Below are 24,908 nucleotides of genomic sequence, written 5' to 3'. Positions count from 1 at the left end.
ACGTCATGGATCCCGACGACGGGCGCTCGCAGACGGATGTCGTCATCGAGGGCATCAAGGCGATGATCACCGGTGGGCAGCTGGGGCCGGGTGACCGGCTGCCGGTCGAGAAAGAGCTGGCCGCGCGGCTCGGGGTGTCCCGGGGCCCGTTGCGGGAGGGCGTCCGGGCCCTGGTGATCCTCGGCGTGCTGGGCACCCGGCGCGGCGACGGCACCTACGTCACCGCGTTGGACCCGGCCCGGCTGCTGAGCCCGGTCGGGTTCCTGTCCGAACTGCACTCCCCCGCCACCAGCGCCCACCTGCTGGAGGTGCGCCGGGTGCTGGAGGCGGAGACCGCCGCCCGGGCCGCGCTCGCCCTGACCGACGAGCAACTCGACGAGCTGGAGCGGCTGCTCGACACCATCGACGGCCTGCTCGCCGCCGGCACCGACGTGGATCTGACCGCGTTCATCGAGGCGGACACCGAGTTCCACCGGCTGATCGCCCGCGCCGGCGGCAACCCGGTGATGGCAGCCCTGGTCGAAGGCCTGTTCAGTCACACCTTCCGCACCCGGATGTGGCGGGCCCTGGTCGAGCGTGACGCCGTCGACGAGGCCCAGTCCGAGCACCGGGCGATCCTGACCGCGCTGCGCCGCCGGGATTCCGACCGAGCCCGCCTACGGATGTCGGTCCACCTCCTCGGCGTGGAGGAGTTCGCGGTCGATCACGCGGTCTGACGCGGTTCTTCACAGAGCGGCCCCGGGGTCACCCCCGGGGCCGCTCTTGGTTTTCACAGGTTCCCCGTGTTGATCAGACGGCAAAGATATGACTAATCTCGGCTTCCTGGCGCCTTCCAGTGGGAAAGCGCTTACTGAAGCCGACATTAGTATGATCAATCGAAGGAGGCCGGGTGATGCTGAGCGTGTGCTACGCCGACGACATGACACTCAGCGTCACCTCGTCGGCGGCGCTGCCGCCCGCGGTCGGTGAGGTGCGGGTCCGGGTCGCCTACGTCGGCCTCTGCGCCGACGATCTCGACGCTCTCCACGGATCGCCCGGGCACGAGATGTCCGGGCTGGTCGACGCGGTCGGCGGCGGCGTCCAGGGCTGGCAGCGCGGTGATGCCGTCACGGTCATGGCCGGCGGTGGAGCCCTGCGAACCCTGTGGAACGTTCCCGCGGACCGGCTGGTCGCCATTCCCGACGGGCTCGCGCTCGACGCCGCCGCCCTGATCGAGCCGGTCGCCGTCGCCGTCCACGCGGTCCGCCACGCGCACCTCGAACCCGGTGCCCGGCGGGTCGTGTTCGGCGGCGACCCCAGCGGCGTGCTCCTGGCCGTCGTGGCCCGGCACGCCGGAGCCGAGATCACCGTCGCCGAGCCCGACCCGTTCCGGCGACGTCTGCTCACCACGTTGGGTTTCCCGGTGATCGACCCGCGCCGGGGCGACACCGGCGCCGACCCGGCCCTCCAGCCGTCCGGCACCCCGTGCCACCACCGCGGCGACTTCGAAACCGCGGTCACCTTACTGGCCGACGGCATCATCCCGTCCGACCTGCTCATCTCCCGCTTGGTCCCGCTGGCCGAATTCCAAGATGCCTTCGACGACCTGGATTCGAGCAGACCGACAAAGGTCCTGGTGGACGTGCAGGCGATCTGAAGTGCTAGGCCCGTTTCCCGGGATGTGCGTGCAAGGAGCCGAGCAGGGCGAGTGCCTCGGCCGAGCGGCTGCCGGGTTCGGGCTGGTAGACGACCAGGAGCTGGCCCGCCGCCCCACGGACGTCAAAGGACTGCGACACCAGGGCGAGCGGCCCGACGTCCGGGTGCTCCAGCTCGGTGGGGTCCTGGGTTTTGCCGTACACGGTCGGCGACGCCCACAGCGCGGCGAACTCCTCGCTCTCCGCGCGCAGCGACCCCACCACCTCGTGCAGGCGGGGGTAGTCCGGGTCGAGTCCACCGGCGTGGCGCAGCCCGGCCACGATCGACTCGGCGAACCGGTCCCACCGCCGGAAGAACCGCCGGGCGGCCGGATCGAGGAACGTCATCCGGGCCAGGTTGCCGGCCGTCGCGAACGGGGCGAACAGCGCCTCGGCGAGCGGGTTGACCGCCATGACGTCCTTGGCCGGGTTGAGAACGAACGCGGGGGCCGCGGTGTACCCGTCGAGCAGCTGCCGCAGCGGCCGGGTGACCGTCTCGCGGGGCGCCGGGCACACCGTCGTCGGGACCGTCCGCACGGACGCCGACGCGGCCGCCTTCGAGGCCCGGCACCCGCGGCGGGCACACGCCCGGATCCTCGACGTCACCGACGACGGCGCCGTCTTCGCCGCGCTGCGCGACGTCCCGGCCGACGTGCTGATCGCCAACGCCGGGTACGGCCTGGAGGGCACCTTCGAGGAGACCCCGCTGTCGGCCCTGCGCGCCCAGTTCGACGCGAACGTCTTCGGCGCCGCCGGGGCCACATCCTGGCCGTCACCTCGATGGGCGGGCTGTCCGGCTTTCCCGGCGTCTCCGCGTACTGCGGCAGCAAGTTCGCGCTCGAAGGCATCCTCGAGTCCCTCGGCAAGGAGGTCGCGGCGTTCGGCATCCACGTCACCGCGATCGAACCCGGTTCGTTCCGCACCGACTGGGCCGGACGTTCGATGACCCGGGCGCCGCGGACCATCGCGGACTACGACGACCTCTTCGGCCCGATCCGCGACGCCCGCCGCGACGCCAGCGGCCGGCAGCTCGGCGACCCGGCCCGCGCGGCGGCCGCTGTCCTGCACATCCTGGACGTACCGGAGCCGCCCCGCCATCTGATCCTCGGATCGGACGCGCTGAAGGTCGTCCGGGCCGGCCGGGATGCCGTCGACCACGACATGGCCGCCTGGGAGCATCTGTCCCGCTCGACCGACTTCCCGGCCTAATCCATGCCGGTCTTGCCGGGTGCCCAGAACGGCTTGGTCAGCACGTCGCGGCGGTTCCAGCCGCGGTCGCGGACCAGGTGGGCCCGGATCATCTGGATGGTGCCGGCCTCGCCTGCCAGGTAGGCGGTGCCGGGACGGTCGGGCAGGTCGAGGGCGGCGACCGCCGCGACCAGTTCGGCCGACCGGTTCGCGGGCCGGCCCTTCCGGTGCAGCCAGACGGTGCCGGTGGGGAGCGGCAGCTGCTCGTGCTCGGTGTCCACTTCGACGACGGTGTGGACAGCGGCGTCGCCGGCCAGGCCGCGGATCATCGGGCCGAACGCGACCGAGGCCGTCTCGTCCCCGGCGAACAGGTGGTACTCGCTGGGGCGGCAGACGAAGTCGCCCTGCGGCTTCATCAGGTGCACGACGTCGCCGGGCCGGGCCTCACGCCCCCACTGCGCGCCGGGGCCGTCGCCGTGGTCGAAGACGCGCAGGTGCATGCTTTCCCCGTCGTACTCCCAGATCGAGTACGTCCGGAGCACCCCGCCGAGCCGATCGACGAACCGGTTGGCGGCGGGCACCTGGATCCGCACCTGCTGACCGGGCCGGACGCTCAGGCCCGCGAGAGCGGGACCGCCCAGGGTGACCGCCCGCATCCGGCCCTCGAGCGGGACGGCCCGCGTGACGACGGCCTCGGTCAGGAACGTGTCGCTGAGCCTGCGCATGGAACTCCCTCGCGAGTTACGTAGCACGGTGTATCGAAACTCGGCGGCTAGGCTACACCTATGAGTCAGGGCCGGGACAGAGGTGGCCGCCCACGCAGCGAGCCGGCCCGGGCCGCCGTCCTCTGGGCCGTGGACGACCTGCTGGCAAAGGTGGGCTACGCGGCGATGACGATGAAGGGCATCGCCGAGTTGGCCGGGGTCTCCCGGATGACCGTGTACCGCTGGTGGTCGACCAAGGCGGAGATCCTGTTCGAGGCGAGCGCCCTGGACGCCGAGGAGGAACTCACCGTTCCGCCGGACGACGACCCGTTCGAGGACGTGACCCGCTACCTCGAGGCGCTGCACTACTTTCTGACCCGCTCACACGCCGGGGCCGCCTACCGGGCGCTGCTCGGCGAGGCGCAACACGACCCGGCGGTCGCCGCGCTGCTCGCCGGCCGCGACATCCTCGGCGACACCGCACGGGCTGTCGTCTCCCGGGTCGCACCGGACGCCGACCACGACCGGGCGACCGCGCTGCTGATCGGCCCGATGTTCTTCTGGATCCTCAGCGGCCGCGACCCGGCCCGGATCGACCCGGCCGACCTGGCCCGCACCTTCCTGGCGCAGATCAGCCCGGACAGCAGAGTCGACGGTTGAGCCTCGGGGCTAAACCGGCAGGGCCGGATAGTCGGTGTAACCGGTCGGGCCGCCCACATACATCAGGTAGCTGTTGCGGACCTGGTTGACCGGGGCGCCGGTTCGCAGGCGCTCGACCAGGTCCGGGTTGGCCAGGAACGGGCGGCCCAGGGCGATCAGGTCGGCGCCCGAGTCGAGGAGCCGGTCCGCCGCCTCGCGGCCGCCGTCGGTGGGGATGTGGTCGGCGGGCAGTACCGGGTTGGCGATCAGGGTGCCGGTCCACAGTTTCCAGATCCGCTGGTAGGCGGGCTGGTCCGGGGCGGCGAACGCCACGTGCAGATACGCCAGGTCGTGGTCGGCAACAGCGTTGACCAGGGTGGTGTACAGCTCGATACCGTCGTCCTCGGCGATGCCGTTGACGGTGTTGCCGGGTGAGATCCGTAGCCCGACACGGTCGGCGCCGATCTCCCGGACGACCGCCTCGACGACCTCAGTGGTGAAACGGACCCGGGACTCGGCCGGTCCCCCGTACCGATCAGTGCGCTTGTTGGTGTTGGCACTCAAGAACTGGTGCAGCAGGTATCCGTTGGCGCTGTGCACCTCGACGCCCTCGAAACCGGCGTCGATCGCGCGGCGGGCGGCAGCGGCGAAGTCGGCGATCGTCATGCGGATGTCCTCGGCGGTCATCTCCTTCGGGACCACCGGATCCTGACGGCCGCGGGGCGTGTGGATGGTCTCGGGCAGCGGGATCGGCGACGGCGCGATCGGCTGGTGCCCGCTGGTGTCCGGGTGCCCGACCCGGCCGCCGTGCTGGATCTGCAGGAACATCCGGCCGCCCGCGTCCCGCACCGCGTCGGTGACCCGGCGCCATCCGGTGACGTGGGCGTCGGTGTAGAGGGCGGTGATGTTCGGGTACGTGCGGCCGACCGCGCTGGGGGTGGCCGCCTCGGCGATGATCAGCCCGGCCGTGGCGCGCTGCCGGTAGTACTCGGCGACCAGGTCGGTCGGCGTGCCGTCGGCGGCCGCACGGTTGCGGGTCATCGGGGCGATCACCAGGCGGTTGGGGAGTTTCAGGGAGCCGACGGCGACGGGTTCGAACAGGTTCATGCCGCCACGGTAAAAGCTGACACCAGTGTGAAGTTCAAGTTGGCGAGAGCCAGGTCACCGTCAGGCCGATTTGTCCTTTCGAGCGAAGAATGCCGCCGATCATGCCGGTTTACTGGCCCACCGGCCCGAAGTAGCTGAGAGTGAGTAGAGCGAACCGGGGAGTGGTCAGAATGTCGAACAACCTTCGTCAGCGGCGCCGACCGGTGCGTGCCGCCCGGCGCCCCTCCCCGGCCAAGCTGACCCTGGTGGTCCTGGTGTCGGTAGCAGTGGTGGTGCTGCTGTTCGCGATCGGTATCGCGGCCGAGCAGTACAACCACGGCGACCTGACCGCCACGACGGCCGCCGCGACCAACGGTCCCGCCACCGCGGCGCGGCTCAGTGCGGGGAAGGCGGTGCGCGACGGCCAGTTCGAGTTCACCGTCACCAAGACGGACTGTTCCCGCAGCACCGTCGCCCTCGAACAGCTGAAACGCACCGCCGACGGCAGGTTCTGCGTGATCACCCTGTCGGTGCGGAACGTCGGCGACGACGACAAATACTTCATCGGCCAGGCCCAGACGGCGTACGACGCCGCCGGAACCGAATACGACAGCGACAAACTGGCCGGCCTGTACGCCAACCGCGGTGTCGAGGCCTTCGTGCAGAAACTCAGCCCCGGCACGAAGGTCACCGGCAAGCTGGTCTTCGACGTACCGAAGGGTGTCGAACTGACCACCCTCGAACTGCACGACTCCCCGCTCTCCGGCGGGGTGAAGACCGGCCTTTAGGGCCAGGCCCGGAACCCTTCGTGGCGGACGGTCCAGGTGCCGTCGGCGGGGAAACCCGGGATGTCCCGATCTGCTCCGTCCCAGCCCGCGGCCATCAACGACACCGCGGCGAGCAGGCCGCCGTTGGCCGGCAGGTACAGCGGCAGCAGGCTGCCCATCTGCGGGCAGTGCCCGGTCGGCAGATACCGGTTCTTCACCCGGTCGGCAAGCAGCGCGTCGACGGCCAGGTCAGGGCGGCCGACCCGGGTCGCCGTCATCGCCATCGCCGGAAAATCCCAACCCCAGGCACTGTCCCAATCCCAATCATCGAGTACGTCCACCAGGGTCGCCGCCATCACGGACGGGTCGATGAGTGGGGTAGCCGGGACGACGCCGAGCGCGCAGAGCAGCGCCGGATGGTCGTCGCGGCGCAGGTACGGCTCGGTGGCGACGGCCGAGTAGGTGCCGCCGCTCTGCCGGGGCCGCACCAGGCTGTCCTGGACCCGCTGCCAGTCGGCCCGCCGCCCCTGACCGGCGCGGTCCCGCCAGCGCTGGGCGATCTCCAGGCCCCACCACCAGTAGGCGAGCTCGAACGTCGGATCCGCCGTGGTCGCGGCGTCGTAGAACTCCTGCGCCGGCATCACCGGCGCGCTGAGGTGACCGTCACGGGCAAAATCGGCCATGAAGGTGGCGGTCTCGTCGACCAGTTCAGCGAACCGGGTCACGTCACGACCCGCCCGGTGCAGCAGTTCCAGCAGATAGAGCGGATGCGCCTGCTGCCAGATCAGGAGCGACCCGATGTCCGAGGGGCTCTCCCGCCCGTCCGGGCCGACGTGTTTCGGCCAGCGCGCTCCCGCGTAGTGCTGGCGCCGGGCGGTGTCCCGGGCCACGTCGAGCCGGGACAGGTACCAGTCGAGGCTCTTCTCCAGCAGCTGCGGGCGGCCCCAGGCGGCGAAGTGGGCGGCGTGCCACCAGTGCATCTCCAGGTGGAACTTGCCCTGCCACGCGTTGGTGGTCAGCCCGGTCTCGGCGGGCGGGAGCACACCGGAGCTGTTGACCGCGGTCAGGTACTGGGACAGCACCACGCGTCGTTCCAGTTCAGCGGCGCGCGGATCGGTGCTGCCGCTGAAGTCGACGGCGGCTCCGGAGGTCCAGAAGTCACGCCACCAGCGGGTGGCCGCCGCGAGAGTGCCGTCGAAGGAGCCGGAGTCACCGCCGTCGAAGGTGGCCACCAGCAAAAGCGAGTCCGACGAGGTGGTGAGCACGTAGTGGTGCGGCTCGACCGAGGTGATCGTGCCACCGGAGTGATCGAGGCGCACGCGATAGGTGGTGTCGTCCACGACCCGGGTGAACACCCCGTCGGCGTAGGTCGTCTCGTGCCGATCGGGGACGGTCCAGTCCGCCGTCTGGAAGAACCCCGCGTCGGCGTACGGAAACCGGATGTTGATCTTGGCTCGTCCGTCGGTGAGCAGTGGCGTCTCGATGCGGAACGCGACCCGGGAGCTGCTGGGATCGGCCACGGTGGTGACCCGCACCCGTTCGCCGGCGTAGGTGAAAACACTGGTCAGCGTGCCGGTCCACAGGTCGAGCCGCTGATGACAGTCGGTCAGGTCGGCGGGATCGGTCGACGGTGCGGAGTCCACGGCGGGCCGCAGCAGCAGCCCGATCCGGCCGAGGTCGAGCCGCTGCGGGTTGACGTGCAGCCACGCGCCGGCCCGGAATTCGTCGGCCACCTGTCCGCGCATGGTGCCGGCCATGTCGAACCGGTCCGGGTACTCGACCGGCCCGCGAGCCGTCCGGTAGGTGGACATGGCGTCGGCGAGGACAAATCCGTCCGGGTTGGGCATCGAGTGCCAGCCCCAGTTGGACATGGTGCTGGTGTTGACGGCGAGCCGCTGCTCCCGATAGGCGGCCGCCTGATCGTGGTGGCCGGTGAAGGTCTGCATCCCGGTGATGTCAGCGGTGTAGGCGAAGTCGCCGTTGCCGACGGTGATCGCGTGCGCCGGATCGGGGCTGGTCAGCACGACGTCGTGCCGGCGGACGAGGGCTTCTCGGTCGATCACTGGTGGTCCTTCTCGAGGGAGTCTTCGGTGAGCGGATGGATGACGGCCCGTTCGTGCGGTGTGGTGTTGGGCTGGTGCAGGGTCAGCAGGAGCCGCCCGTCCGGGTGGCGCAGGATCATGCCGTGGCCGCCGTCGGTGGCCCACAGCGCGTGGTCCTCCTGCGTCCACGGGCCGGTGACCAGCCCGGACGAGGAGTGGGCGACACCCATCGCGTAACCCTGGTCGCCGAAACTGGACCACAGCATGATCAGGTTCCCGCTGTCGAGGCGGAACAGGAACGGCCCGTCGGTGACGTAGGAGCCCGGCGCATGCGGCAGCGTCCGTGCCCAGGGCGCCGCGGAGGCGTGAAAGAGCAGCACCGGCTCCCCGACGGGAGCGCGCAGGTCAGGAGCGAGGCGTTGCGCCCAGATCGCCCCGTCCTGGATCTGTGTCCACTCCTGACAGAACACGATCCACGGCTGGGCGTCCGGGTCGACGAACAGCGTCCCGTCGAGGCACTGCCACTCACGCGGAGTGATCGCCCCCGCGCTCCACGGCTCGAACGGGCCCTGGGGTTCGCCGGCGACCAGAATCTGGGTTCCACGGTAGCCGTCCGGCGCGGTGAACGTCGCGAACATGAACCATCGCCCCTGGTAGGAGTGCACCTCCGGGGCCCAGAACATGCCGTCGCTCCAGAACCCGGCGGGTGGCCGGAACGCCGGGACCGGCCCTTCCCAGGTGTGCAGATCGGCGCTGCGGTAGGTGTCGAACCCGGTTCCGGGACCGGCCCAGATGTTGCTGTCCGTGCTGCCGTACAGCCAGTAGTTGTCGCCATGACGCAGCAGAAACGGATCCCGAATCTGGATGTCGGCCAGGGTGAGATCGTCGCGGACCGGCATCGGCACGGCGGCCTTCTTCGGCACGGCGGCGACCACGAGTTCGCCGCCGTTCGCGGCCCGGACCATGTCGTCGACGTTCGCCCGGGTGAGCCGCCCCTGGCTGAGCGCCACCAGGTCGTCCAGGGCGAACACGCGCGCCGGCCCCAAATCTGACACGTCGCCGAGCAGGTCACGGACGAGCGGCCCGCCGACCGGATCGTCGAGCCAGTCACCGAGGGTGGTGCGTGCGGTGAGCATCGTCAGTCCTCCACGGTGATCTGCACGCCGGCGTCGGTGTGTCCGGGTGCCGACGCGGTCAGCCGGATGTGTCCCGGTCCGGCCGGCCGGATGACGGCGAGCGCGCGCCCTTCGTAGGTGGTGCGGGTGGTCGTGTCGAAGCGTTCCTCGGTCGACGGGTCGGCGCTACCGAAACCGATCAGTTCGCCGCCGGTGACCTGCACGGTGACCGGCTGATCGGGACCGGTCAGGGTCAGGATCACGTGGGCGAGGTCGCCGGCGCCGATCACGGTCTGCTCCGCGACGGCGTGCAGGGTGTCCGGTCCGGTTGCGGTCCGCAGCTGGTCGCGGCCGATTTCGTTCCCTTGCCGGTACGCGATGACGACCAGCTCGCCGGGCTCGTAGGTGATGTCGAACTCGGTGCGGAAGTCCTCGATCGGCCGCCGTCCCGCGGAGACGCCGTTGACGAGCAGTTCGGCCTCGTCGGCGGCGGCATACACCTCGACGGCGATCGGCCGGCCCTCGAAACCGGGCCAGGTCCACGAGTTGATGCTGTCCGACCAGGCCCAGGGCGTACCGACGCTGGATCTGCCGTGGTGTCGGGGCCGGCGAACCGCGAGGTAGGGGGCGGACCGCAACCCGAAGACGATCTCCCGGTAGTAGGAGACCGGCCGGCGGTCGCCGATGATGTCGATGTCGCCGCATCCGGCCAGCAGGTAGGGGTAGGGCGCGGCGAACTGGCGCACGGCGTCCGGGTCGTCGTACTGCGGGCGTCCGATGCCGACCTCGCCGAGGTAGTCCCAGCCGGTCCAGGTGAAGTCACCGATCACGTGGTCGTGCTGCTCGACGAGTTTCCACAGGTCGCCGATCCGGGTCGGGAACGTCTCGGTGCCGAGGATGATCCGTTCCGGGAACAGTTCGGCGTCCAGGGCGTAGCGGCTCTCCGAGTAGTTCATCCCGGCCACGTCGAGCAGCCCGTACGACTCGGCGGTGCGCTGGGTGACCATCTCGGACTGTCCGATCATGTTCATCATGGCGCCCGCGTCGGCCATCGCGGTGTTGATGCCGCCGGCCTGTTCCTCGCCGCGGGCCTGCCGTCCGGCGATGACCGCGTCGAGGACGGCGAGCATGTTGTTGACGCCGTTGGTGACGTACCGGGTGGGGTCGAGGTCGCGGACCTTCTCGGCGAGGCGCCGGCCCCAGACCGCGCCGGCCGGTGAGCCGGTCTCCGGGATCTCGTTGCCGATCGAGTACATGATCACGCTCGGGTGGTTGCGGTCCTTGGCGACCATCGCCTCGACGTCGCGTTCCCACCACTGTTCGAAGTGCAGGCTGTAGTCGAATCCGGTCTTGGCCGACGTCCACATGTCGAAGGCCTCGTCGACGACGAGCATGCCGATCCGGTCGCAGGCGTCGATCAGAGCGCTGCCGGCCGGGTGGTGCGACATCCGGATCGCGTTGAAGCCGGCCGCCTTGAGTTTCTCGATCCGGCGGCGTTCGGAATGCGGATGGGTGGCGGCACCGAGGATGCCGTTGTCGTGGTGGATGCAGGCGCCGCGCAGCTTGACGGTCTCACCGTTGATCCGCAGCCCGTGCCGGGGGTCGAGGCGCAGGTCCCGGATGCCGAACGTGACCGTCTCGGTGTCGTGGTCACTCAACGAGACGGTGGCGGTGTGGAGCTGCGGGTCGTCGACGCTCCACCGGCGCGGGTCGTCGACGTAGAAGCGCTGCCGCAGGGTGGCCCGCTCCCCCGGCATGATCGTCAGCGGGGCGGTCCGGGTGATGCCGCTGCTCAGGGTGGTGGTCACGTCGGTGGTGTGGACGGTGACCGTGTCGTTGACGACGGTGGTGGCGACCTCGACGACCGCGCGCTCGGCATCGACGTCCGGGGTGGTGACCACGACGCCGTCCGGGGCGATCCGGATCAGGTCGCCGGTGAGCAGCCAGGTGTCGCGGTAGATGCCGGCGCCGGTGTACCAGCGCGAGTCCTGGTGGGCGCGGGCTTCGACGCGGATCTGATTGACGCCGGGCCGCAGGTGGCGTCCGGCGTCGATCCGGAACAGCGAGTAGCCGTAGGGCCGTTGCCCGGCGTAGGCGCCGTTGACGTACACGGTCGCGTCCCGGTGGACGCCGTCGAACTCCAGGACGACACACCGGTCCCCCGGGTGCTCGAACGTCTTGCGGTACTCCCACACGCCGCCCGGAAAGTAGGCGCCGGCGGGGTCGGCGGCCGGATCCCGGTCCTGGATGATCATCGCGTCGTGCGGCAGCGTCACCGGCTGCCAGGGTGTGGACGCCCCGGCCAGCTCGGCGAACGGGTTGACCTTGGGCCGGAACTCCCAGCCGTGGTTGAACGATTCCCGCTTCATCAGCGCACCGCCTTGATCTTGAAGAACACCGTCAGGCCGCCGACCAGGGTGATCGCGGCCGCGGCGAGGTAGAGGACCGTGTAGTTCCGGTCGCCGCCGAGCAGCACCGGGGCGAGGAACGGGGCCAGGCCCTGGCCGAGCGTGGTGGAGAAGGCGTAGATGCCGACGTAGCGACCGGCGTCGGTCTCCCGGTCCGGCAGCACGTCCAGGGCGAGGGCCTGGTCGACGCTGGCGAACAGCCCGATGCCGAGGTTGCTGATCATGGCCGCGCCGATGATCAGTGGCAGCGTCGGCGCGAGCACCATCCCGGTGGTACCGGTGGCGAAGACTGCCGCGCCGAGCAGCACGAAGATCCGGCGGCGCTTCAACCGGTCGGAGAGGAAACCGCCGCCGATCGCGCCGATCATCGCCGTGACGATGCCACCGATCCCGAGGATCGCCACCGTCCCGGCGACCTCCTGCACGGTGGTGCCCATCCGGTCGGCGAGGAAGAACGCGGAGAACGTGGTGTTCAGCGTGAGCCCGAAGAAGAACAGGAACTTGCCGAGCCAGTTCCAGGCGAAGTCGGTGTGGCGGCGTACGTCGAAGAGGTAGGTGTGCCGCAGTTCGGCCAGGCTCATCGGAGCGCCCGGCGGTAGTTCGCGGCTGTCGGGTTCGCTCACGAACAGCAGGAACAGGGCCATCGTGACGATCCCGACGCCACCGGGCACCAGGAACAGCAGCAGATCGTTTCCGGCCAGGCCACCGGCCAGGATCGCGCCCAGGATCGGGGCGAGCTGGGAGACCATGCCACCGAGGCCGGATATCCTGCCCCGCTGGTCCTCGGGCAGCCGGTCGGCCATCGAGGTCAGCAGCAGAGCGATCAGCGAACCCCAGCCGATCTGTGCGAGCACCCAGCCGAGGCCGAGCGTGACGATGTCGCCGGCCAGGGCCATCACGACCAGGGCCACCGCACCGATCAGGGTGCCGAGCGCGAACCACGGGCGGCGGCGGCCGAACCGGGAGCGGGTGCGGTCGCTGAGCATCCCGAACAGCGGCGCCGAGACGATCGCGGCAAGGGCTCCGCAGCCGGTGGCGTAACCGAGATACTCCGGGTTGCCGGGTGCGACCTGCTCGACCTTGATGGCCAGGGAGATCGCGATCGGGGTGACCAGGGCCAGGAAGACCCCGAACTGGGCGGCGAGCAGGAGCCAGACGTATCTCCTCATACGAACCTCGCCGCGTCGATACGCCCGTTGCTCATCGCGATCAGCCGGTCCAGTGGCAGGTGTTCCACCATGGCGCGGATCTGCGGGTCGCCCAGTTCGGCCATCTCGCCGACGACTGCCGCGCCGCGCGGGTCGGCGAGCCATTCGGCGAGGGTGTTCGCCAGGGTCAGCGGCGTGGTGTCCTCGGGGCCGGCGATGTGGACGGTGGCCGACAGGCGCAGATCACGGGACGACGCGCCGACCGAGAACTCGAAGTCACCGGTCTCCTGCACCCAGTCCTCGCGGGCCACGCTGTAGAAGCACAGGTCACGGGGCTGAATAATGAACGTCACCCGTTTCGATTCAGCGGGCTCCAGGTGGACCTTGCGGAAGCCCTTGAGTTCCCGGACGGGCCGGTCGACGGTGGATTCCACGTCGCGGACGTACAGCTGGACGACTTCTTTGCCGGGCCGGTCGCCGGTGTTGGTGACCGTCACCTCCACGGTCAGGCCGGTGACGTCCAGGTCGGAGTACTCGAACGTCGTGTAGGACAGGCCGTGCCCGAACGGGTACGCCACGTCGAGATCCCGGGCGTCGTGGTGGCGATATCCGACGTAGAGCCGCTCGCCGTATCGCACCGCGCCTTCCGAACCGGGAAAGTCCAGGTAGGCGGGGGTGTCCGGAAGCCGCAGCGGGATGGTCTCGGCGAGCCGTCCGGACGGGTTGACCCGCCCGTAGAGCAGGTCGGCCACCGCCGCGCCACCGGCCTGACCGGGCAACCACATCTCCAGTACGGCCGTGGCGTGCCGTTCCCAGTCACCGGTGCGCACGACACCACCGTTGGCGAGCACCACCACGGTGTTCGGGTGGACGGCGGCGACCTCCTCCAGCAGCCGGATCTGGTCGGCGGGCAGGTCGATATGGGTGCGATCGAAGCCTTCGGACTCTTCCCCCTCGGGCAGTCCGAGAAAGAGAACCGCCACGTCGGCGTCGGCGGCGATCTCGGCGATCTCCAGGTGATCGACGGCCCTGTCCAGTCGCGTGGGAACAATCTTGGAGCTGCCGGCGCCCTGGTGACGATGGGTTTCGCCGAAGACCGCGACCCGCGTACCCGGGGCCAGCGGCAGGAGGGCGCCCTCGTTCTTGAGCAGGACCGCAGACTCGGCGGCGGCCTGCCGGGCGAGCGCGTGGTGGGCTTCGAAGTCCGGGCTGCCGTTCGCCGGCTGTGCCCGCTCGATCAGGGCGAGCACCCGGTCCACGGCCCGGTCCAGGAGCGCCTCGTCGAGACGTCCCTCGCGGACCGCCGTGACCAGCCGCCCGGGGCTGCCCGCGTTGGCCGGCATCTCCAGGTCGAGCCCGGCGGTGACCGCCTCGACCGGATCGGTGACCGCGCACCAGTCGGACACCACCAGGCCGTCGAAGCCCCACTCCTCGCGCAGCACCTGCGTGAGCAGCCACCGGTTCTGGGTGGCGTGCACGCCGTTGATCCGGTTGTAGGCGGCCATCACCGTCCACGGCTTCGCCTCGGTCACGATGTGTTCGAAGGCGGGCAGGTAGATCTCGCGCAGGGTCCGCTCGTCGACCTCGGCACTGACCCGCAGCCGTTCGGTCTCCTGATTGTTGGCGGCGAAGTGTTTCACCGAGGCGCCGACACCCTGGCTCTGCACGCCGCGGACCAGAGCGGCACCCAGGCGGCCGGTCAGGTACGGGTCCTCGGACAGGTACTCGAAGTTGCGCCCGCACAGCGGTGACCGCTTGATGTTGACACCCGGGCCGAGCAGCACGTTGACACCCAGCGCGCGGCCCTCCCGGCCGAGGGCCTCGCCGATCCGGGTCAGCAGGTCGGGATCCCAGCTGGAGCCGAGTGCGGCGGCGGTCGGGAAGCAGGTGGCGGGGAAGCTGTTCTCGAAGCTGAAGCGTTCGGAGTCGGGTTTCTCCAGGCGGACGCCGTGCGGGCCGTCGGTGAGCACGATCGAGGGGATGCCGAGCCGGTCGACGGGGGTGGTGGTCCAGGCGGTGGCGCCGGAGAGCAGCGCCGCCTTCTCGTCAAGGTTTCCATCGCGGGTGAATCGTTTCATATCAGGATCACCGCTTACTTACTCGAGTAACTGACACGTGTAAGCAAGGTAACATCATCGGACGACCCGGTTTTGTAACGTCTGCGTAACATCGATGAGAGGCCATGCCCCGCCCAGCCAAGCGCGCCACCAGCGCCGACGTAGCCCGTGCCGCCGGAGTCTCCCGCGCCACCGTCAGCTACGTGCTCAACAACCGCCCCGACCAGTCCATCCCGGACACCACCCGCCGCCGGGTGCTGGAAGCCGCCGAAAGCCTCGAATACCGCCCGCACGGCAACGCCCGCTCGCTGGTCTCCGGGCGCAGCGACATCGTCCTGCTGTCGGTCCCCGACCTGCCGATCGGCACCGGCATCAGCCGGTTCGTCGAGGAGTTCGCCGCCGCCCTCGCCGAGCACGGCCTGACCCTGGTCACCCACCTGGCCGCGGCACGGGGCCGGCCACTCCCGGACGTGTGCGCGACCGTCGGCGCGACAGCGGTCACCGGGTTCGCCCCGTTCGACGCCGACACCGCCCGGGCACTTCGCGCCGCCGGCGCCGAGGTGGTCCTGCCCTCCCCCACCGACGTCCCGGACATCATGTTGCCGATCGGCAGCATCCAGGCCGAACACCTGATCGGGCGCGGACACCAGCGGCTCGGGTACGCCCTCCCGGCACATCCCCGGTTCCAGCAGATGGCCGCCGAACGACTCCGCGGCGTCGAACAGGCCTGTGTCGAGACCGGCCTGCAACCACCTGTCACGGCCACCGTCAGCCTGGACGTCGGTGTCGCCGCCGACGCCGTCACGAACTGGATCGGCCAGGGCGTGACCGGGATCTGCGCGTTCAACGACGAGACCGCGGTGGCGGTGCTCGCCGGGGCACAGAGCCGGGCGGTCCGGGTGCCTGAGGAGCTGGCCGTCATCGGCGTCGACGACATCCTGGTCGCGCCCCTGACCAACCCGCCCCTGACCACCGTGCGTTTCGACCTGCACGCCGTCGCCCGGCGCCGCGCCGAGCTGGTCGTCGCCGGGCTGACCGGCCACGACGCGCCCGCGGCCACGGAGTCCGAGATCAGTGCCGGACTCGTCGAGCGGTCCTCCACCTGACGGTCGGTAACCAGGGTGCGTCCCGCCCTGGTTACCGCCGCGCACAGCGGCGACGGTAGTGGCATGAAATTTGTCAACGCGATGATCCACGGCCCGGATCCCGGTCTCCGCGATCTCTCGGTCTCCGACGGCTTGATCGCCGTGAGCGGCGGCGGCGAGGTCATCGACTGCACCGGCCTGAGCATCGTCCCGATCGCCGGGTTCAGCAGTCTCGCACCCGGCAGCCCGGCCACCTTCACGGTGATCAGAATCGACCTTCAGAAGCCTTTCGAGTACGTCCTCTGGCGCCCCGAACAAGCCGTCATGGTGGTCGTCGACGGACGCCGGCAGAAGACCGTCCCCGACACCCCGGCGCAACCGTCGGACAGCCCGCACCTCGGCATGTGGATCGACACGACCGGTTTCCTGCACCAGGAACTCACCGCCGACGGCCGCTACGACGAGACCCGCAACGGGCGGCGGCACGCCTACCAGGGCCGCTTCTGGATCCACGGCGACCGCATCGTCTACCTCGACGACCTGGGCTTCTGGGCGTACGGCGAAATCCGCGACGGCGTCCTGCACCACGCCGGCTACTTCCTGGAGAAAAAATGACCATGCTCTTCACCGGCGGCACCGTCGTCACCATGGATCCGGCCCTGGGCGACCTGGCCCGCGGCGACGTGCTGATCGACGGCGACCGGATCGCGGCCGTCGGCCCCGACCTGCGCGAGCACCCGCTGGCCCGGGGCGCGTCGATCGTCGACACCACCGGCCGGATCGTCAGCCCCGGATTTGTCGACACGCACCGGCACGCCTGGCAGGCACAGTTCCGGCGCAGCATCCCCGACGTGACCGACCTGGGCGCGTACGTGACGAACACCCTGGCCCGGATCGCCCCCGCCTACTGCCCGCACGACGTGTACGTCGGCACCCGGCTGGCCGCGCTGTCCGCCCTGGACGCCGGCATCACCACGATGCTCGACTTCTCGCACAACTCGCGCAGCGCCGCCCACTCCGACGCCGCGATCCAGGCGCTGCTGGACACCGGCATCCGGGGCGTACACGCGTCGATGGCCCCGCACTTCGGCGACTGGGACGGCCAGTGGCCGAAAGACGTGGAGCGACTGCACGCCGCGCACTCGTCGGGCCTGGTGTCGGTGCGGCTGGCCACGCTTGCCACCGGGGAGATCTCCGGACCCTTGCTGGCGTACGGGCCGCAATTGGCCTTGGTCTCCCGATATCTGGGCATCGGTGTCAGCGTCGACGCGGTCTTCGGCGAGTCGTCGTCCACGGCGATCGTGGACTGGGCCCGGGCCGGGCTGCTCGGCCCGCACGTCACGCTGATCCACGCCACCGGCCTGACCCCGGAGGCGTGGCGGGCGATCGGCGACACCGGCACCACCATCTCGCTGGCTCCGACGTCGGACGCCCAGATCGGGCTGGAAACCGCGATCCCGGCGGTCGACGAGGCGCTGGCCGTAGGGGTGCGCCCCGGCCTGAGCATCGACGTCGAGGTGGCGCTGGCCAGCGACATGTTCACCCAGATGCGGGCGCTGCACACGATCCAGCGGATGCGCGCGGTCAATGCCGCCTACGGCACGGATGCGGTCCCGAACCGGATCACCACCCGGGACATGCTGGACTTCGCCACTCTCCAGGGCGCCCACACCAACGGCCTGGGCGCGGTCACCGGTTCCCTGACCCCCGGCAAACAGGCCGACCTGCTCGTCGTGAACGCCTCCGACATCAACACGATGCCCCTGAACGACGCGGTCGGCACCCTGGTCCTGGGAGCCGACCCCCGAAACATCGAAACGGTCCTGGTGGCAGGCGTGATCCGCAAGTCCGCCGGCCGGTTGGTCGGAGTCGACGTGTCCCGCCTGCACGAGGAGGTGCTGGCTTCCCGGGACGCGGTCCTGGCCGCGGTCAGTTCCTGACCGCCTCGCCGCGACGCAGCATCTCCGGCTGCAGCGACTCCCCGAAGTTGGCCATCGCCGCTTCCGCTGCCGCGTCCGGTGCCGCCGAAATTGTCGTAGGTGGGCGGTAGCGTCCGGGCTCGAGGGTGGGCCTCGGCTTGTTCGTGGTCAGGGGACGTACCGCAACCGCGGTACACGTCATCACCACGCCGGGTTGACGTTTCCGGGGCGCCGCCGGACGACTCTGATCAGGCCCTGTTCGACCGCCTGGAAGGTCATCGTCTTGTCGACTCTCGCGCACTGGTGCTCCCGTCGGCGGTTCGCCGTCGTCGGAGCATGGATCGTCGCCCTGGTGGCCCTGGCCGCGATCGCGCTCGCCGGGGGCACCGCCTTCACCGACGGCGCCGACCTGCCGGACAGTGAATCGGCCACCGCCTACGCCCTGCTTGCCGAGGACGGTGGCACTCCCACCACCAGCGGAAACATCGTCTGGAAGCCGAGCGGTGACCCGGCCGGCGAGATGCTCGCCAAGATCAGGACTCTGCCCGGGGTGGTGGACGTGACCGAACCCCGGGTGGACACCGGGACCGGCACCGCGTACGCCACGGTGGTGCTCGACAAGGACGCCGACACCGCGCCGGTCACCGAGGCGGCGCTCGCCTACGACTCCCCCGATTTCGACGTCGAGGTCGGTGGGCAGGCGTTCACCGAGTTGCCCGGCGCCTCACACGGCACCGAAGCGGTCGGGATCATCGCCGCCCTGGTCATCCTGGTGCTGATGTTCCGCTCCGGCTGGGCCGCCGCCCTGCCGATCGTGGTCGGCGTCGTCGGTGTCGCCGCGTCGCTGCTGCTCGTGATGATCGCCTCGCACGCGGTGGACCTGGCCGCGACCAGCCTCACCATGGGCGCCCTGATCGGCCTCGGTGTCGGCATCGACTACGCGTTGTTCATCGTCAACCGCCACCGCAAGAACCTTTCCCGCGGCCGTACGATCACCGACAGCATCGCCGACGCCCTCGACACCTCCGGTCGCGCCGTCGTCTTCGCCGGCGCCACGGTGATCGTCGCCCTGCTCGGCATGTTCGTGGTCGACCTCGGCCTGCTGACCGGGATGGCCCGGGCCGCCGCGGTGACCGTCCTGTTCACGATCCTGGCCGCGATCACCCTGCTGCCCGCGTTGCTGGCCATCCTCGGCACCCGTGTCCTGTCGAAGAGGCAGCAGGTCACGTCACATCGGCCGACACTCTCCGCCCGGTGGGCCGACCTGATCGACCGGGCACCGAAGCGGGCCGCGACGGCCGCGCTGCTGGTCATCGCGCTGATCGCCGCGCCGGTCACGATGATGCGGGTCGGGGACGCCGACGCCAGCAGTGACCCGGTCGGCACTCCCGCCCGCGCTTACCACGACCTGATGGCGCCCGCGTTCGGCGACGGCTTCGACGCGTCGCTGCTGCTGGTGGCTCAGGTCCCGGACGCCGCATCGAGCACTGCCTTCACCAATCTCGCCACGTCGCTCGCCGAGGTTCCCGGAGTCGCGACGGTCGCCGCGGCCGGCAGGACCGTTCTGACGGTCGTACCGGAGACGAGTGCGCAGACCGAGGAGACCGCCGACCTGGTGCACCGCCTGCGTGACGAAGTCATCCCCGCCGCCGAAAGGGGCAGCGGCCTGCGGGTGTACGTCGGTGGCACCACCGCGACCAGCATCGACCTGTCCGACGCGCTGCTCGGCAAACTGCCGCTGTACCTGGGCCTGATCGCCCTGCTCGGTTTCCTGCTCCTGGCCGTCGCGTTCCGCAGCATCCTGGTGCCGCTGGTCGGCGCGCTCAGCAACCTGGCGACGATCCTGGTCGGGCTCGGCGCGGTCACCGCGATCTTCCAGTTCGGTTGGGGTTCCGCGCTGCTCGGGGTCGGCTCCGGCGCTCCGATCATGTACCTGATCCCGGTCCTGATCGTCGGTGTGGTCTTCGGCCTGTCGATGGACTACCAGGTGTTCCTGGTCAGCCGGATGCACGAGGAGTGGGCGCACACCCGCGACAACCGCCGCGCGATCCGGGTCGGCCTGACCGAAACCGGTCAGGTGATCGCCGCCGCGGCCACCATCATGCTGTGCGTGTTCGCGTCCTTCGGCTTCAGCGGCGAACGGATCGTCTCCGGCATCGGTATCGGTCTGGGCCTGGCGGTCCTGGTCGACGCGTTCGTGGTCCGGCTGACGCTGATCCCGGCCCTGATGCGCCTGATCGGCCGCGCCAACTGGTCCTACCCCCGCTGGGCGGACCGGGTGACCCCACGCGTGTCGATCGAAGGTCCTGTCTTGGAAACAATCAAGTCGTGACCATCCGAGTGCTCCTCGCCGATGACCAGGCCCTGTTGCGGGCGACGTTCCGGCTGCTGCTGGACGCCGAACCGGACATCGACGTCGTCGGCGAGGCGGCGACCGGGGCCGAAGCCGTGGCCATGACCAGGGCGGATCGGGCCGACGTGGTGCTGATGGACATCCGGATGCCGGACATGGATGGCATCGAGGCCACCCGCCGGATCACCGCCGACGAGGACCTGGCCGGGGTCCGGGTGCTGATCCTGACCACGTTCGAGACCGACGAGTTCGTGGTGGCCGCGCTCCGGGCCGGCGCCAGTGGTTTCCTCGGCAAGGGCGTCGACCCCGCAGACCTTCTTGCCGCCGTACGCACGATCGCCGCCGGTGAGTCGCTGCTGTCCCCGTCCGCGACGACCGCGTTGATCGGCCGTTTCCTGGCCCAGCCCGACCCGACGCAGGTGGCGGTGGCCGCCGCCCTGGGCGACCTGACCGGCCGGGAGCGGGAGATCACCGCGATGGTCGGCGCCGGCCTGTCCAACACCGAGATCGCCGACCGTCTGGTGATCAGCCCGGCGACCGCGAAGACACACGTCAACCGGGCGATGATGAAGACCGGCGCCCGCGACCGTGCCCAGCTGGTGGTCTTCGCGTACGAGAACGGCCTGGTCCGGGCAGGCAACCGGTGACCGAGCGGGGCCGGTGGGCGTGGCGGATCTGGCTGCCGCCGCTGCTCACCATCATGATCATGATGGCCACGGTGGCGTACCAGCGCGGCCACCTGCTGCGCTCCCCCACCACGGCCCAGCTGGTCCTGATCCTGACCGGCTCGGTGGCGCTGCTGTTCCGGCTGCACCGGCCGGTGGCCGTCACGACGACCGCGGTGCTGGCCGGGGTGCTGCTGCCCCTGGCGGCCGGGCACATCGTGCTGATCGACGTGGCGGCGGTGGTCGCCCTGTACACGGTGGCGACGCGGTGCGACAGGCGGACCGCGTGGACCGCCGGGGGCCTGGCCGCCGTGGCGCTGACCGCGGCGGCGATCCCGTGGCAGCCCGGCGGCCTGTTCGACCTGGCCAACCTGGTCCCGGCGAACTACGCCCTGATCGCGGTGGCCCTGGGGGTGGCGGCCAGTGACCGGCAGGCGCTGCTGGCCCAGGTCCGCGAGCGCGCCGAACTGGCCGAACGCACCCGCGAACAGGAGGCCCACCGCCAGGTCCGGGAGGAGCGCATCCGCATCGCCCGGGACCTGCACGACGTGGTGGCCCACCACATCACCCTGGTCAACGCCCAGGCCGGGGTGGCCCACCACCTGATGGCCGCGCATCCCGACAAGGCCCGCGACGCCCTGGCCGGGATCCGCGACACGAGCCGGGCGGCGCTGGACGAGCTACGCGCCACGGTGGGCCTGCTGCGCACCGACGACGATCCCCCGGACAGCCTGCGCCCGGCCCCGTCGTTCGCCGAGGTGGACCTCCTGATCGACGGTTTCCGTCAGGCCGGCTACGACATCCGGGTCACCCGGACCGGCACGCCCCGTCCCCTGACCGGTGCCGGTGACCTGGCCGCGTACCGGATCGTGCAGGAGTCCCTGACCAACGCCGGCAAACACGCCACCGCCCGCCGGGCCGACGTGCGCATCGACTACCACCAGGCCCACCTGGGGATCACCGTCGTCAACCCGGCACGCCCCGGCCACCACGGCCCCGGCACCGGCCACGGCCTGACCGGCATGCGCGAACGGGCCGAAGCCGCCGGCGGCGCCCTGACCGCGGAGATGCGGGCGGACGGCACCTACACCGTGCACGCCACCCTGCCGGTCACCGATCCGGCTCAGCCCCGCTGAACGTCGGTCAGGAGGAGGGTTTCGGGGCGGCGACCGGGCTGCGGCGGCCGGTGCTGTCGACGGCTCGTACGCCGAAGAAGACGTTGTCCTTGGAGAGGTCGACCGTGGCCGTGTCAACCTTGCCGACCGGGAGGGTGTGCTGCCAGTCGGGGGCCGTCGTCTCGCGCCAGACCACCTCGTAACCGGCCAGGTCCGGTTCGGTGCTCGGCTGCCAGCGCAGGGTGGTGTCGTTGGTCAGGCGGGTGGTGTCGATGACCACGCCCTTCGGGGTGCCGGGGGCCTGCGCCAGCGACCACAGCGCCGCCAGGTTCACCTTGGCCACCCTGGCGATGTACGCCCAGTCGCAGAACCGCGGGAGGTCGCCGTACTGGACGCCGTTCTCCACCCGTACGTCCTGGTGCTCGTGGTTGAAGTTCTCTCTCGGCTCGGTGAAACGGGCCGCCGGGTAACCGCGCAGCAGGAACGAGATGTGGTCGCTGCCGCGCAGGTAGCGGTCGCGGCGCCAGATGACGCGCACCTTCATGTCGGCCGGCTCGACCGACTTGACGAAGCGGCCCAGCTGCCGGGACGGGCCGTCGTTCTCGCCGCCGACACTCTTGCGGACGGTCGCCTCGGCGGCGGTCTCCGCGGTGGGCACCCCCTCGACGAACAGCCGGACGGTCCGCGGCTCGTCGCGGGTGCCATCGTGGCCGCTGCCGGTGCCGACGATGTCGTTGCTGAACATGGCCTGGATGTCGGTGCCGGCGTCCTTGTAGACCTGGGCCATGTGGTCGGAGCCGTAGAGGCCCTGCTCCTCGCCGGCCACCGCGGCGAACACCAGCGTCGACTCGGGTTGCCGGCCGGCCAGCACCCGGGCCAGCTCCATGATCACCGCGACTCCGGACGCGTCGTCGTCGGCGCCCGGGGCGTCCTTGACCGCGTCCATCACGTCGCTGACCCGGGAGTCGTAGTGGCCGGTCACCACGTACACACGCTCGGGGGTGGTGCGCCCGGTCAGGGTGGCGATGACGTTGGTGATCCGGGTCGGGACCGGAACCCGGGGCGACACCGGCTGGACGAACGACTGCAGCTCGACGGTCATCCGGCCCTGGCTGGCCGCGGCGTACCGCTGCAGCTCGGCGAAGATCCAGTCGCGGGCGGCGCCGATGCCGCGGGCCGGGTCGTCCTGCACCGACAGGGTGTGCCGGGTGCCGAACGAGACCAGTTTCCGGACGATCGCCTCGATCCGGGCGGGGTCGATCTCGCGCTGGATCCCGGCGAGACCGGCGTCGGGTCTCGCGTCGGCGAAGGGGAGGAAAGCGCCGGCCGCCAGCAACGTTCGTCTCTTCGGCATGCCCCCACTATTCCATGACTGTCGATGAATGTGTGTCTGCCTCCTGGGCGGGTAGTGGCTGTAGGTGACCGATTCGCAGAGACCACCCACCACGACCGATGCCGGGGTTCCCGTAGCCAGCGACGAACGTTCGCTGACCGTGGGCCCCGACGGCCCGCTGCTCTTACAGGACCACTACCTGATCGAGCAGATGGCGAACTTCAACCGGGAACGCATTCCGGAGCGCCAGCCGCACGCGAAGGGCGGCGGCGCGTTCGGCACCTTCCGGGTGACACGTGACCTGAGCGCGTACACCCGGGCGGCGGTCTTCTCCCCCGCCGAGGAGACCGAGGTGATCGTGCGGTTCTCCACCGTCGCCGGGGAGCGCGGCTCCCCCGACACCTGGCGTGACCCGCGCGGGTTCGCGGTGAAGTTCTACACCCGCGACGGCAACCTCGACATCGTCGGCAACAACACCCCGGTCTTCTTCATCCGCGACCCGATGAAGTTCCAGCACTTCATCCGCTCGCAGAAGCGCCGGTCCGACAACAACCTGCGCGACCACGACATGCAGTGGGACTTCTGGAGCCTGTCGCCGGAGTCGGCGCACCAGGTCACCTGGCTGATGGGCGACCGCGGGATCCCGCGGACCTGGCGGCACATGAACGGGTACGGCAGCCACACCTACATGTGGATCAACGCGGCCGGCGAGAAGTTCTGGGTCAAGTACCACTTCAAGACCGACCAGGGCATCGAGACCTTCACCCAGGACGAGGCCGACCAGATGGCCTCCGCCGACACCGATTACCACCAGCGGGACCTGTTCGAGCACATCCGCGACGGGCAGCACCCGAGCTGGACGCTGCACGTGCAGATCATGCCGTTCGAGGAGGCCCGGAACTACCGGTTCAACCCGTTCGACCTGACCAAGGTGTGGCCGCACGGCGACTACCCGCTGCAGGAGGTCGGCCGGATGACGCTGAACCGGAACGTCACCGACTACCACACCGAGATCGAGCAGGCGGCTTTCGAACCCAACAACACCGTCGCCGGTACGGGGTTGTCGCCGGACAAGATGCTGCTCGCCCGTGGTTTCAGCTACTCCGACGCGCACCGGGCCCGGCTCGGGGTCAACTACCGGCAGATCCCGGTGAACGCGCCGAAGTCGCCGGTGCACAGCTATACCAAGGACGGGGCGATGCGCATGCAGAACGCCACCGACCCGGTGTACGCGCCCAACTCGTACGGCGGCCCGAAAGCCGATCCGGCACTGACCGACGACGGCGGCACCTGGTACTCCGACGGCGACATGGTCCGCTCGGCGTACACCCTGCACGCCGAGGACGACGACTGGGGCCAGGCCGGCACGCTGGTCCGCGAGGTGCTCGACGACGACGCCCGCACCCGGCTCGTCGACAACGTGGTCGGTCACCTGCTCAACGGGGTCAGCGAGCCGATCCTGGAACGCGCCTTCGACTACTGGCGCCACGTCGACAAGCCCCTCGGCGACCGGATCGCCGCCGGGGTCCGGGCCAAGCAGGGCGAGACCGATCCCAAGGCCGCTGACCAGGGCAATCCGGCCCGGTCGAGCATGCAGCGCAAGGCCTGACA

The 24,908-nt window shown here is 70.3% G+C and carries 21 protein-coding genes; 12 read left to right on the top strand and 9 right to left on the bottom strand.

What is annotated here, in order from left to right; all coding sequences use genetic code 11:
• Window positions 1-5: 5 nt before the first annotated feature.
• Window positions 6-716, top strand: a complete 711-nt coding sequence (locus Aco03nite_RS15970; RefSeq protein WP_203795875.1) for a FadR/GntR family transcriptional regulator — start codon at window positions 6-8, stop codon at window positions 714-716.
• 176 nt (window positions 717-892) lie between these two features.
• The gene (locus Aco03nite_RS15965) at window positions 893-1,636 is read left to right on the top strand and encodes an alcohol dehydrogenase catalytic domain-containing protein (protein ID WP_203796150.1); all 744 of its coding nucleotides are present in this window, start codon (window positions 893-895) and stop codon (window positions 1,634-1,636) included.
• Between the two features lie 4 nt (window positions 1,637-1,640).
• On the opposite strand, the gene Aco03nite_RS15960 is transcribed toward Aco03nite_RS15965, so the two are convergent.
• Entirely contained in the window at window positions 1,641-2,435 is a 795-nt protein-coding gene (locus tag Aco03nite_RS15960) for an MmyB family transcriptional regulator (RefSeq protein ID WP_239145196.1), read from the bottom strand.
• An 18-nt stretch (window positions 2,436-2,453) separates the two neighbouring features.
• On the opposite strand from Aco03nite_RS15960, the gene Aco03nite_RS15955 reads away from it, so the two are divergent.
• On the top strand, window positions 2,454-2,882 hold the full coding sequence (locus Aco03nite_RS15955; protein ID WP_203796160.1) for an SDR family NAD(P)-dependent oxidoreductase: 429 nt from the start codon (window positions 2,454-2,456) through the stop codon (window positions 2,880-2,882).
• On the opposite strand, the gene Aco03nite_RS15950 is transcribed toward Aco03nite_RS15955, so the two are convergent.
• Complete coding sequence (locus tag Aco03nite_RS15950; protein WP_203795873.1) at window positions 2,879-3,586, bottom strand: siderophore-interacting protein; 708 nt, start codon at window positions 3,584-3,586, stop codon at window positions 2,879-2,881. The two genes, Aco03nite_RS15955 and Aco03nite_RS15950, sit on opposite strands and share 4 nt — an antisense overlap.
• Before the next feature lie 60 nt (window positions 3,587-3,646).
• On the opposite strand from Aco03nite_RS15950, the gene Aco03nite_RS15945 reads away from it, so the two are divergent.
• Window positions 3,647-4,225: a TetR/AcrR family transcriptional regulator gene (locus Aco03nite_RS15945; protein ID WP_203795872.1), complete on the top strand. Its 579-nt coding sequence runs from the start codon at window positions 3,647-3,649 to the stop codon at window positions 4,223-4,225.
• Window positions 4,226-4,234: 9 nt separating this feature from the next.
• Here the strand turns inward: Aco03nite_RS15945 and Aco03nite_RS15940 are convergent, their stop codons facing one another.
• Window positions 4,235-5,311 carry an alkene reductase gene (locus tag Aco03nite_RS15940; RefSeq protein ID WP_203795871.1) on the bottom strand — a complete coding sequence of 359 codons (1,077 nt, stop codon included), beginning with the start codon at window positions 5,309-5,311 and terminating at the stop codon, window positions 4,235-4,237.
• A gap of 170 nt (window positions 5,312-5,481) precedes the next feature.
• Between Aco03nite_RS15940 and Aco03nite_RS15935 the strand changes: the two genes are divergently transcribed.
• Window positions 5,482-6,078, top strand: a complete 597-nt coding sequence (locus tag Aco03nite_RS15935) for a DUF4352 domain-containing protein (protein ID WP_203795870.1) — start codon at window positions 5,482-5,484, stop codon at window positions 6,076-6,078.
• On the opposite strand, the gene Aco03nite_RS15930 is transcribed toward Aco03nite_RS15935, so the two are convergent.
• From Aco03nite_RS15930 to Aco03nite_RS15910, 5 genes are read right to left on the bottom strand one after another with little or no spacing between them, the layout of a single operon-like run.
• Entirely contained in the window at window positions 6,075-8,120 is a 2,046-nt protein-coding gene (locus Aco03nite_RS15930; protein WP_203795869.1) for a hypothetical protein, read from the bottom strand. The genes Aco03nite_RS15935 and Aco03nite_RS15930 overlap by 4 nt on opposite strands.
• A complete protein-coding gene (locus tag Aco03nite_RS15925) occupies window positions 8,117-9,235 on the bottom strand; it encodes a glycoside hydrolase family 43 protein (RefSeq protein WP_203795868.1) in 1,119 nt (372 codons plus the stop codon). The genes Aco03nite_RS15930 and Aco03nite_RS15925 overlap by 4 nt, the downstream gene beginning before the upstream one ends.
• Window positions 9,236-9,237: 2 nt before the next feature.
• A complete protein-coding gene (locus Aco03nite_RS15920) occupies window positions 9,238-11,583 on the bottom strand; it encodes a glycoside hydrolase family 2 TIM barrel-domain containing protein (protein WP_203795867.1) in 2,346 nt (781 codons plus the stop codon).
• Window positions 11,583-12,791: an MFS transporter gene (locus Aco03nite_RS15915; protein WP_203795866.1), complete on the bottom strand. Its 1,209-nt coding sequence runs from the start codon at window positions 12,789-12,791 to the stop codon at window positions 11,583-11,585. The genes Aco03nite_RS15920 and Aco03nite_RS15915 overlap by 1 nt, the downstream gene beginning before the upstream one ends.
• A complete protein-coding gene (locus tag Aco03nite_RS15910) occupies window positions 12,788-14,848 on the bottom strand; it encodes a glycoside hydrolase family 3 C-terminal domain-containing protein (protein ID WP_203795865.1) in 2,061 nt (686 codons plus the stop codon). The genes Aco03nite_RS15915 and Aco03nite_RS15910 overlap by 4 nt, the downstream gene beginning before the upstream one ends.
• A gap of 104 nt (window positions 14,849-14,952) precedes the next feature.
• Between Aco03nite_RS15910 and Aco03nite_RS15905 the strand changes: the two genes are divergently transcribed.
• The 6 genes from Aco03nite_RS15905 (at window position 14,953) to Aco03nite_RS15880 (ending at window position 21,985) form a co-directional block, all read left to right on the top strand.
• A complete protein-coding gene (locus Aco03nite_RS15905; RefSeq protein ID WP_203795864.1) occupies window positions 14,953-15,933 on the top strand; it encodes a LacI family DNA-binding transcriptional regulator in 981 nt (326 codons plus the stop codon).
• 63 nt (window positions 15,934-15,996) lie between these two features.
• Window positions 15,997-16,527: an Atu4866 domain-containing protein gene (locus tag Aco03nite_RS15900; protein ID WP_203795863.1), complete on the top strand. Its 531-nt coding sequence runs from the start codon at window positions 15,997-15,999 to the stop codon at window positions 16,525-16,527.
• Entirely contained in the window at window positions 16,524-17,852 is a 1,329-nt protein-coding gene (locus Aco03nite_RS15895; RefSeq protein WP_203795862.1) for an amidohydrolase family protein, read from the top strand. Before Aco03nite_RS15900 ends, Aco03nite_RS15895 begins: the two co-directional genes overlap by 4 nt.
• 262 nt (window positions 17,853-18,114) lie before the next feature.
• The gene (locus tag Aco03nite_RS15890) at window positions 18,115-20,163 is read left to right on the top strand and encodes an MMPL family transporter (protein WP_203795861.1); all 2,049 of its coding nucleotides are present in this window, start codon (window positions 18,115-18,117) and stop codon (window positions 20,161-20,163) included.
• The gene (locus tag Aco03nite_RS15885; RefSeq protein ID WP_203795860.1) at window positions 20,160-20,831 is read left to right on the top strand and encodes a response regulator transcription factor; all 672 of its coding nucleotides are present in this window, start codon (window positions 20,160-20,162) and stop codon (window positions 20,829-20,831) included. The genes Aco03nite_RS15890 and Aco03nite_RS15885 overlap by 4 nt, the downstream gene beginning before the upstream one ends.
• Window positions 20,828-21,985 carry a sensor histidine kinase gene (locus tag Aco03nite_RS15880; RefSeq protein ID WP_203795859.1) on the top strand — a complete coding sequence of 386 codons (1,158 nt, stop codon included), beginning with the start codon at window positions 20,828-20,830 and terminating at the stop codon, window positions 21,983-21,985. The genes Aco03nite_RS15885 and Aco03nite_RS15880 overlap by 4 nt, the downstream gene beginning before the upstream one ends.
• A 7-nt stretch (window positions 21,986-21,992) precedes the next feature.
• On the opposite strand, the gene Aco03nite_RS15875 is transcribed toward Aco03nite_RS15880, so the two are convergent.
• Window positions 21,993-23,318, bottom strand: coding sequence for a M20/M25/M40 family metallo-hydrolase (locus Aco03nite_RS15875; protein ID WP_203795858.1), 1,326 nt, complete (start codon window positions 23,316-23,318; stop codon window positions 21,993-21,995).
• A 64-nt stretch (window positions 23,319-23,382) separates the two neighbouring features.
• Between Aco03nite_RS15875 and Aco03nite_RS15870 the strand changes: the two genes are divergently transcribed.
• Window positions 23,383-24,906 carry a catalase gene (locus tag Aco03nite_RS15870; protein ID WP_203795857.1) on the top strand — a complete coding sequence of 508 codons (1,524 nt, stop codon included), beginning with the start codon at window positions 23,383-23,385 and terminating at the stop codon, window positions 24,904-24,906.
• The last annotated feature ends 2 nt before the right edge of the window (window positions 24,907-24,908 follow it).

It is taken from the genome of Actinoplanes couchii (assembly GCF_016862075.1).
Taxonomy (GTDB): domain Bacteria; phylum Actinomycetota; class Actinomycetes; order Mycobacteriales; family Micromonosporaceae; genus Actinoplanes; species Actinoplanes couchii.
The sequence above is the reverse complement of the archived record's forward strand: the minus strand, read 5'-3'. Positions and strand labels throughout refer to the sequence as shown.

Bases quoted from the DNA above. Each gene is read 5' to 3' on its own strand.
- Aco03nite_RS15970 (WP_203795875.1), top strand. From the start codon at position 6: ATGGATCCCGACGACGGGCGCTCGCAGACGGATGTCGTCATCGAGGGC.
- Aco03nite_RS15965 (WP_203796150.1), top strand. From the start codon at position 893: ATGCTGAGCGTGTGCTACGCCGACGACATGACACTCAGCGTCACCTCG.
- Aco03nite_RS15955 (WP_203796160.1), top strand. From the start codon at position 2,454: ATGGGCGGGCTGTCCGGCTTTCCCGGCGTCTCCGCGTACTGCGGCAGC.
- Aco03nite_RS15950 (WP_203795873.1), bottom strand. From the start codon at position 3,586: ATGCGCAGGCTCAGCGACACGTTCCTGACCGAGGCCGTCGTCACGCGG.
- Aco03nite_RS15945 (WP_203795872.1), top strand. From the start codon at position 3,647: ATGAGTCAGGGCCGGGACAGAGGTGGCCGCCCACGCAGCGAGCCGGCC.
- Aco03nite_RS15940 (WP_203795871.1), bottom strand. From the start codon at position 5,311: ATGAACCTGTTCGAACCCGTCGCCGTCGGCTCCCTGAAACTCCCCAAC.
- Aco03nite_RS15935 (WP_203795870.1), top strand. From the start codon at position 5,482: ATGTCGAACAACCTTCGTCAGCGGCGCCGACCGGTGCGTGCCGCCCGG.
- Aco03nite_RS15925 (WP_203795868.1), bottom strand. From the start codon at position 9,235: ATGCTCACCGCACGCACCACCCTCGGTGACTGGCTCGACGATCCGGTC.
- Aco03nite_RS15920 (WP_203795867.1), bottom strand. From the start codon at position 11,583: ATGAAGCGGGAATCGTTCAACCACGGCTGGGAGTTCCGGCCCAAGGTC.
- Aco03nite_RS15915 (WP_203795866.1), bottom strand. From the start codon at position 12,791: ATGAGGAGATACGTCTGGCTCCTGCTCGCCGCCCAGTTCGGGGTCTTC.
- Aco03nite_RS15910 (WP_203795865.1), bottom strand. From the start codon at position 14,848: ATGAAACGATTCACCCGCGATGGAAACCTTGACGAGAAGGCGGCGCTG.
- Aco03nite_RS15905 (WP_203795864.1), top strand. From the start codon at position 14,953: ATGCCCCGCCCAGCCAAGCGCGCCACCAGCGCCGACGTAGCCCGTGCC.
- Aco03nite_RS15900 (WP_203795863.1), top strand. From the start codon at position 15,997: ATGAAATTTGTCAACGCGATGATCCACGGCCCGGATCCCGGTCTCCGC.
- Aco03nite_RS15895 (WP_203795862.1), top strand. From the start codon at position 16,524: ATGACCATGCTCTTCACCGGCGGCACCGTCGTCACCATGGATCCGGCC.
- Aco03nite_RS15875 (WP_203795858.1), bottom strand. From the start codon at position 23,318: ATGCCGAAGAGACGAACGTTGCTGGCGGCCGGCGCTTTCCTCCCCTTC.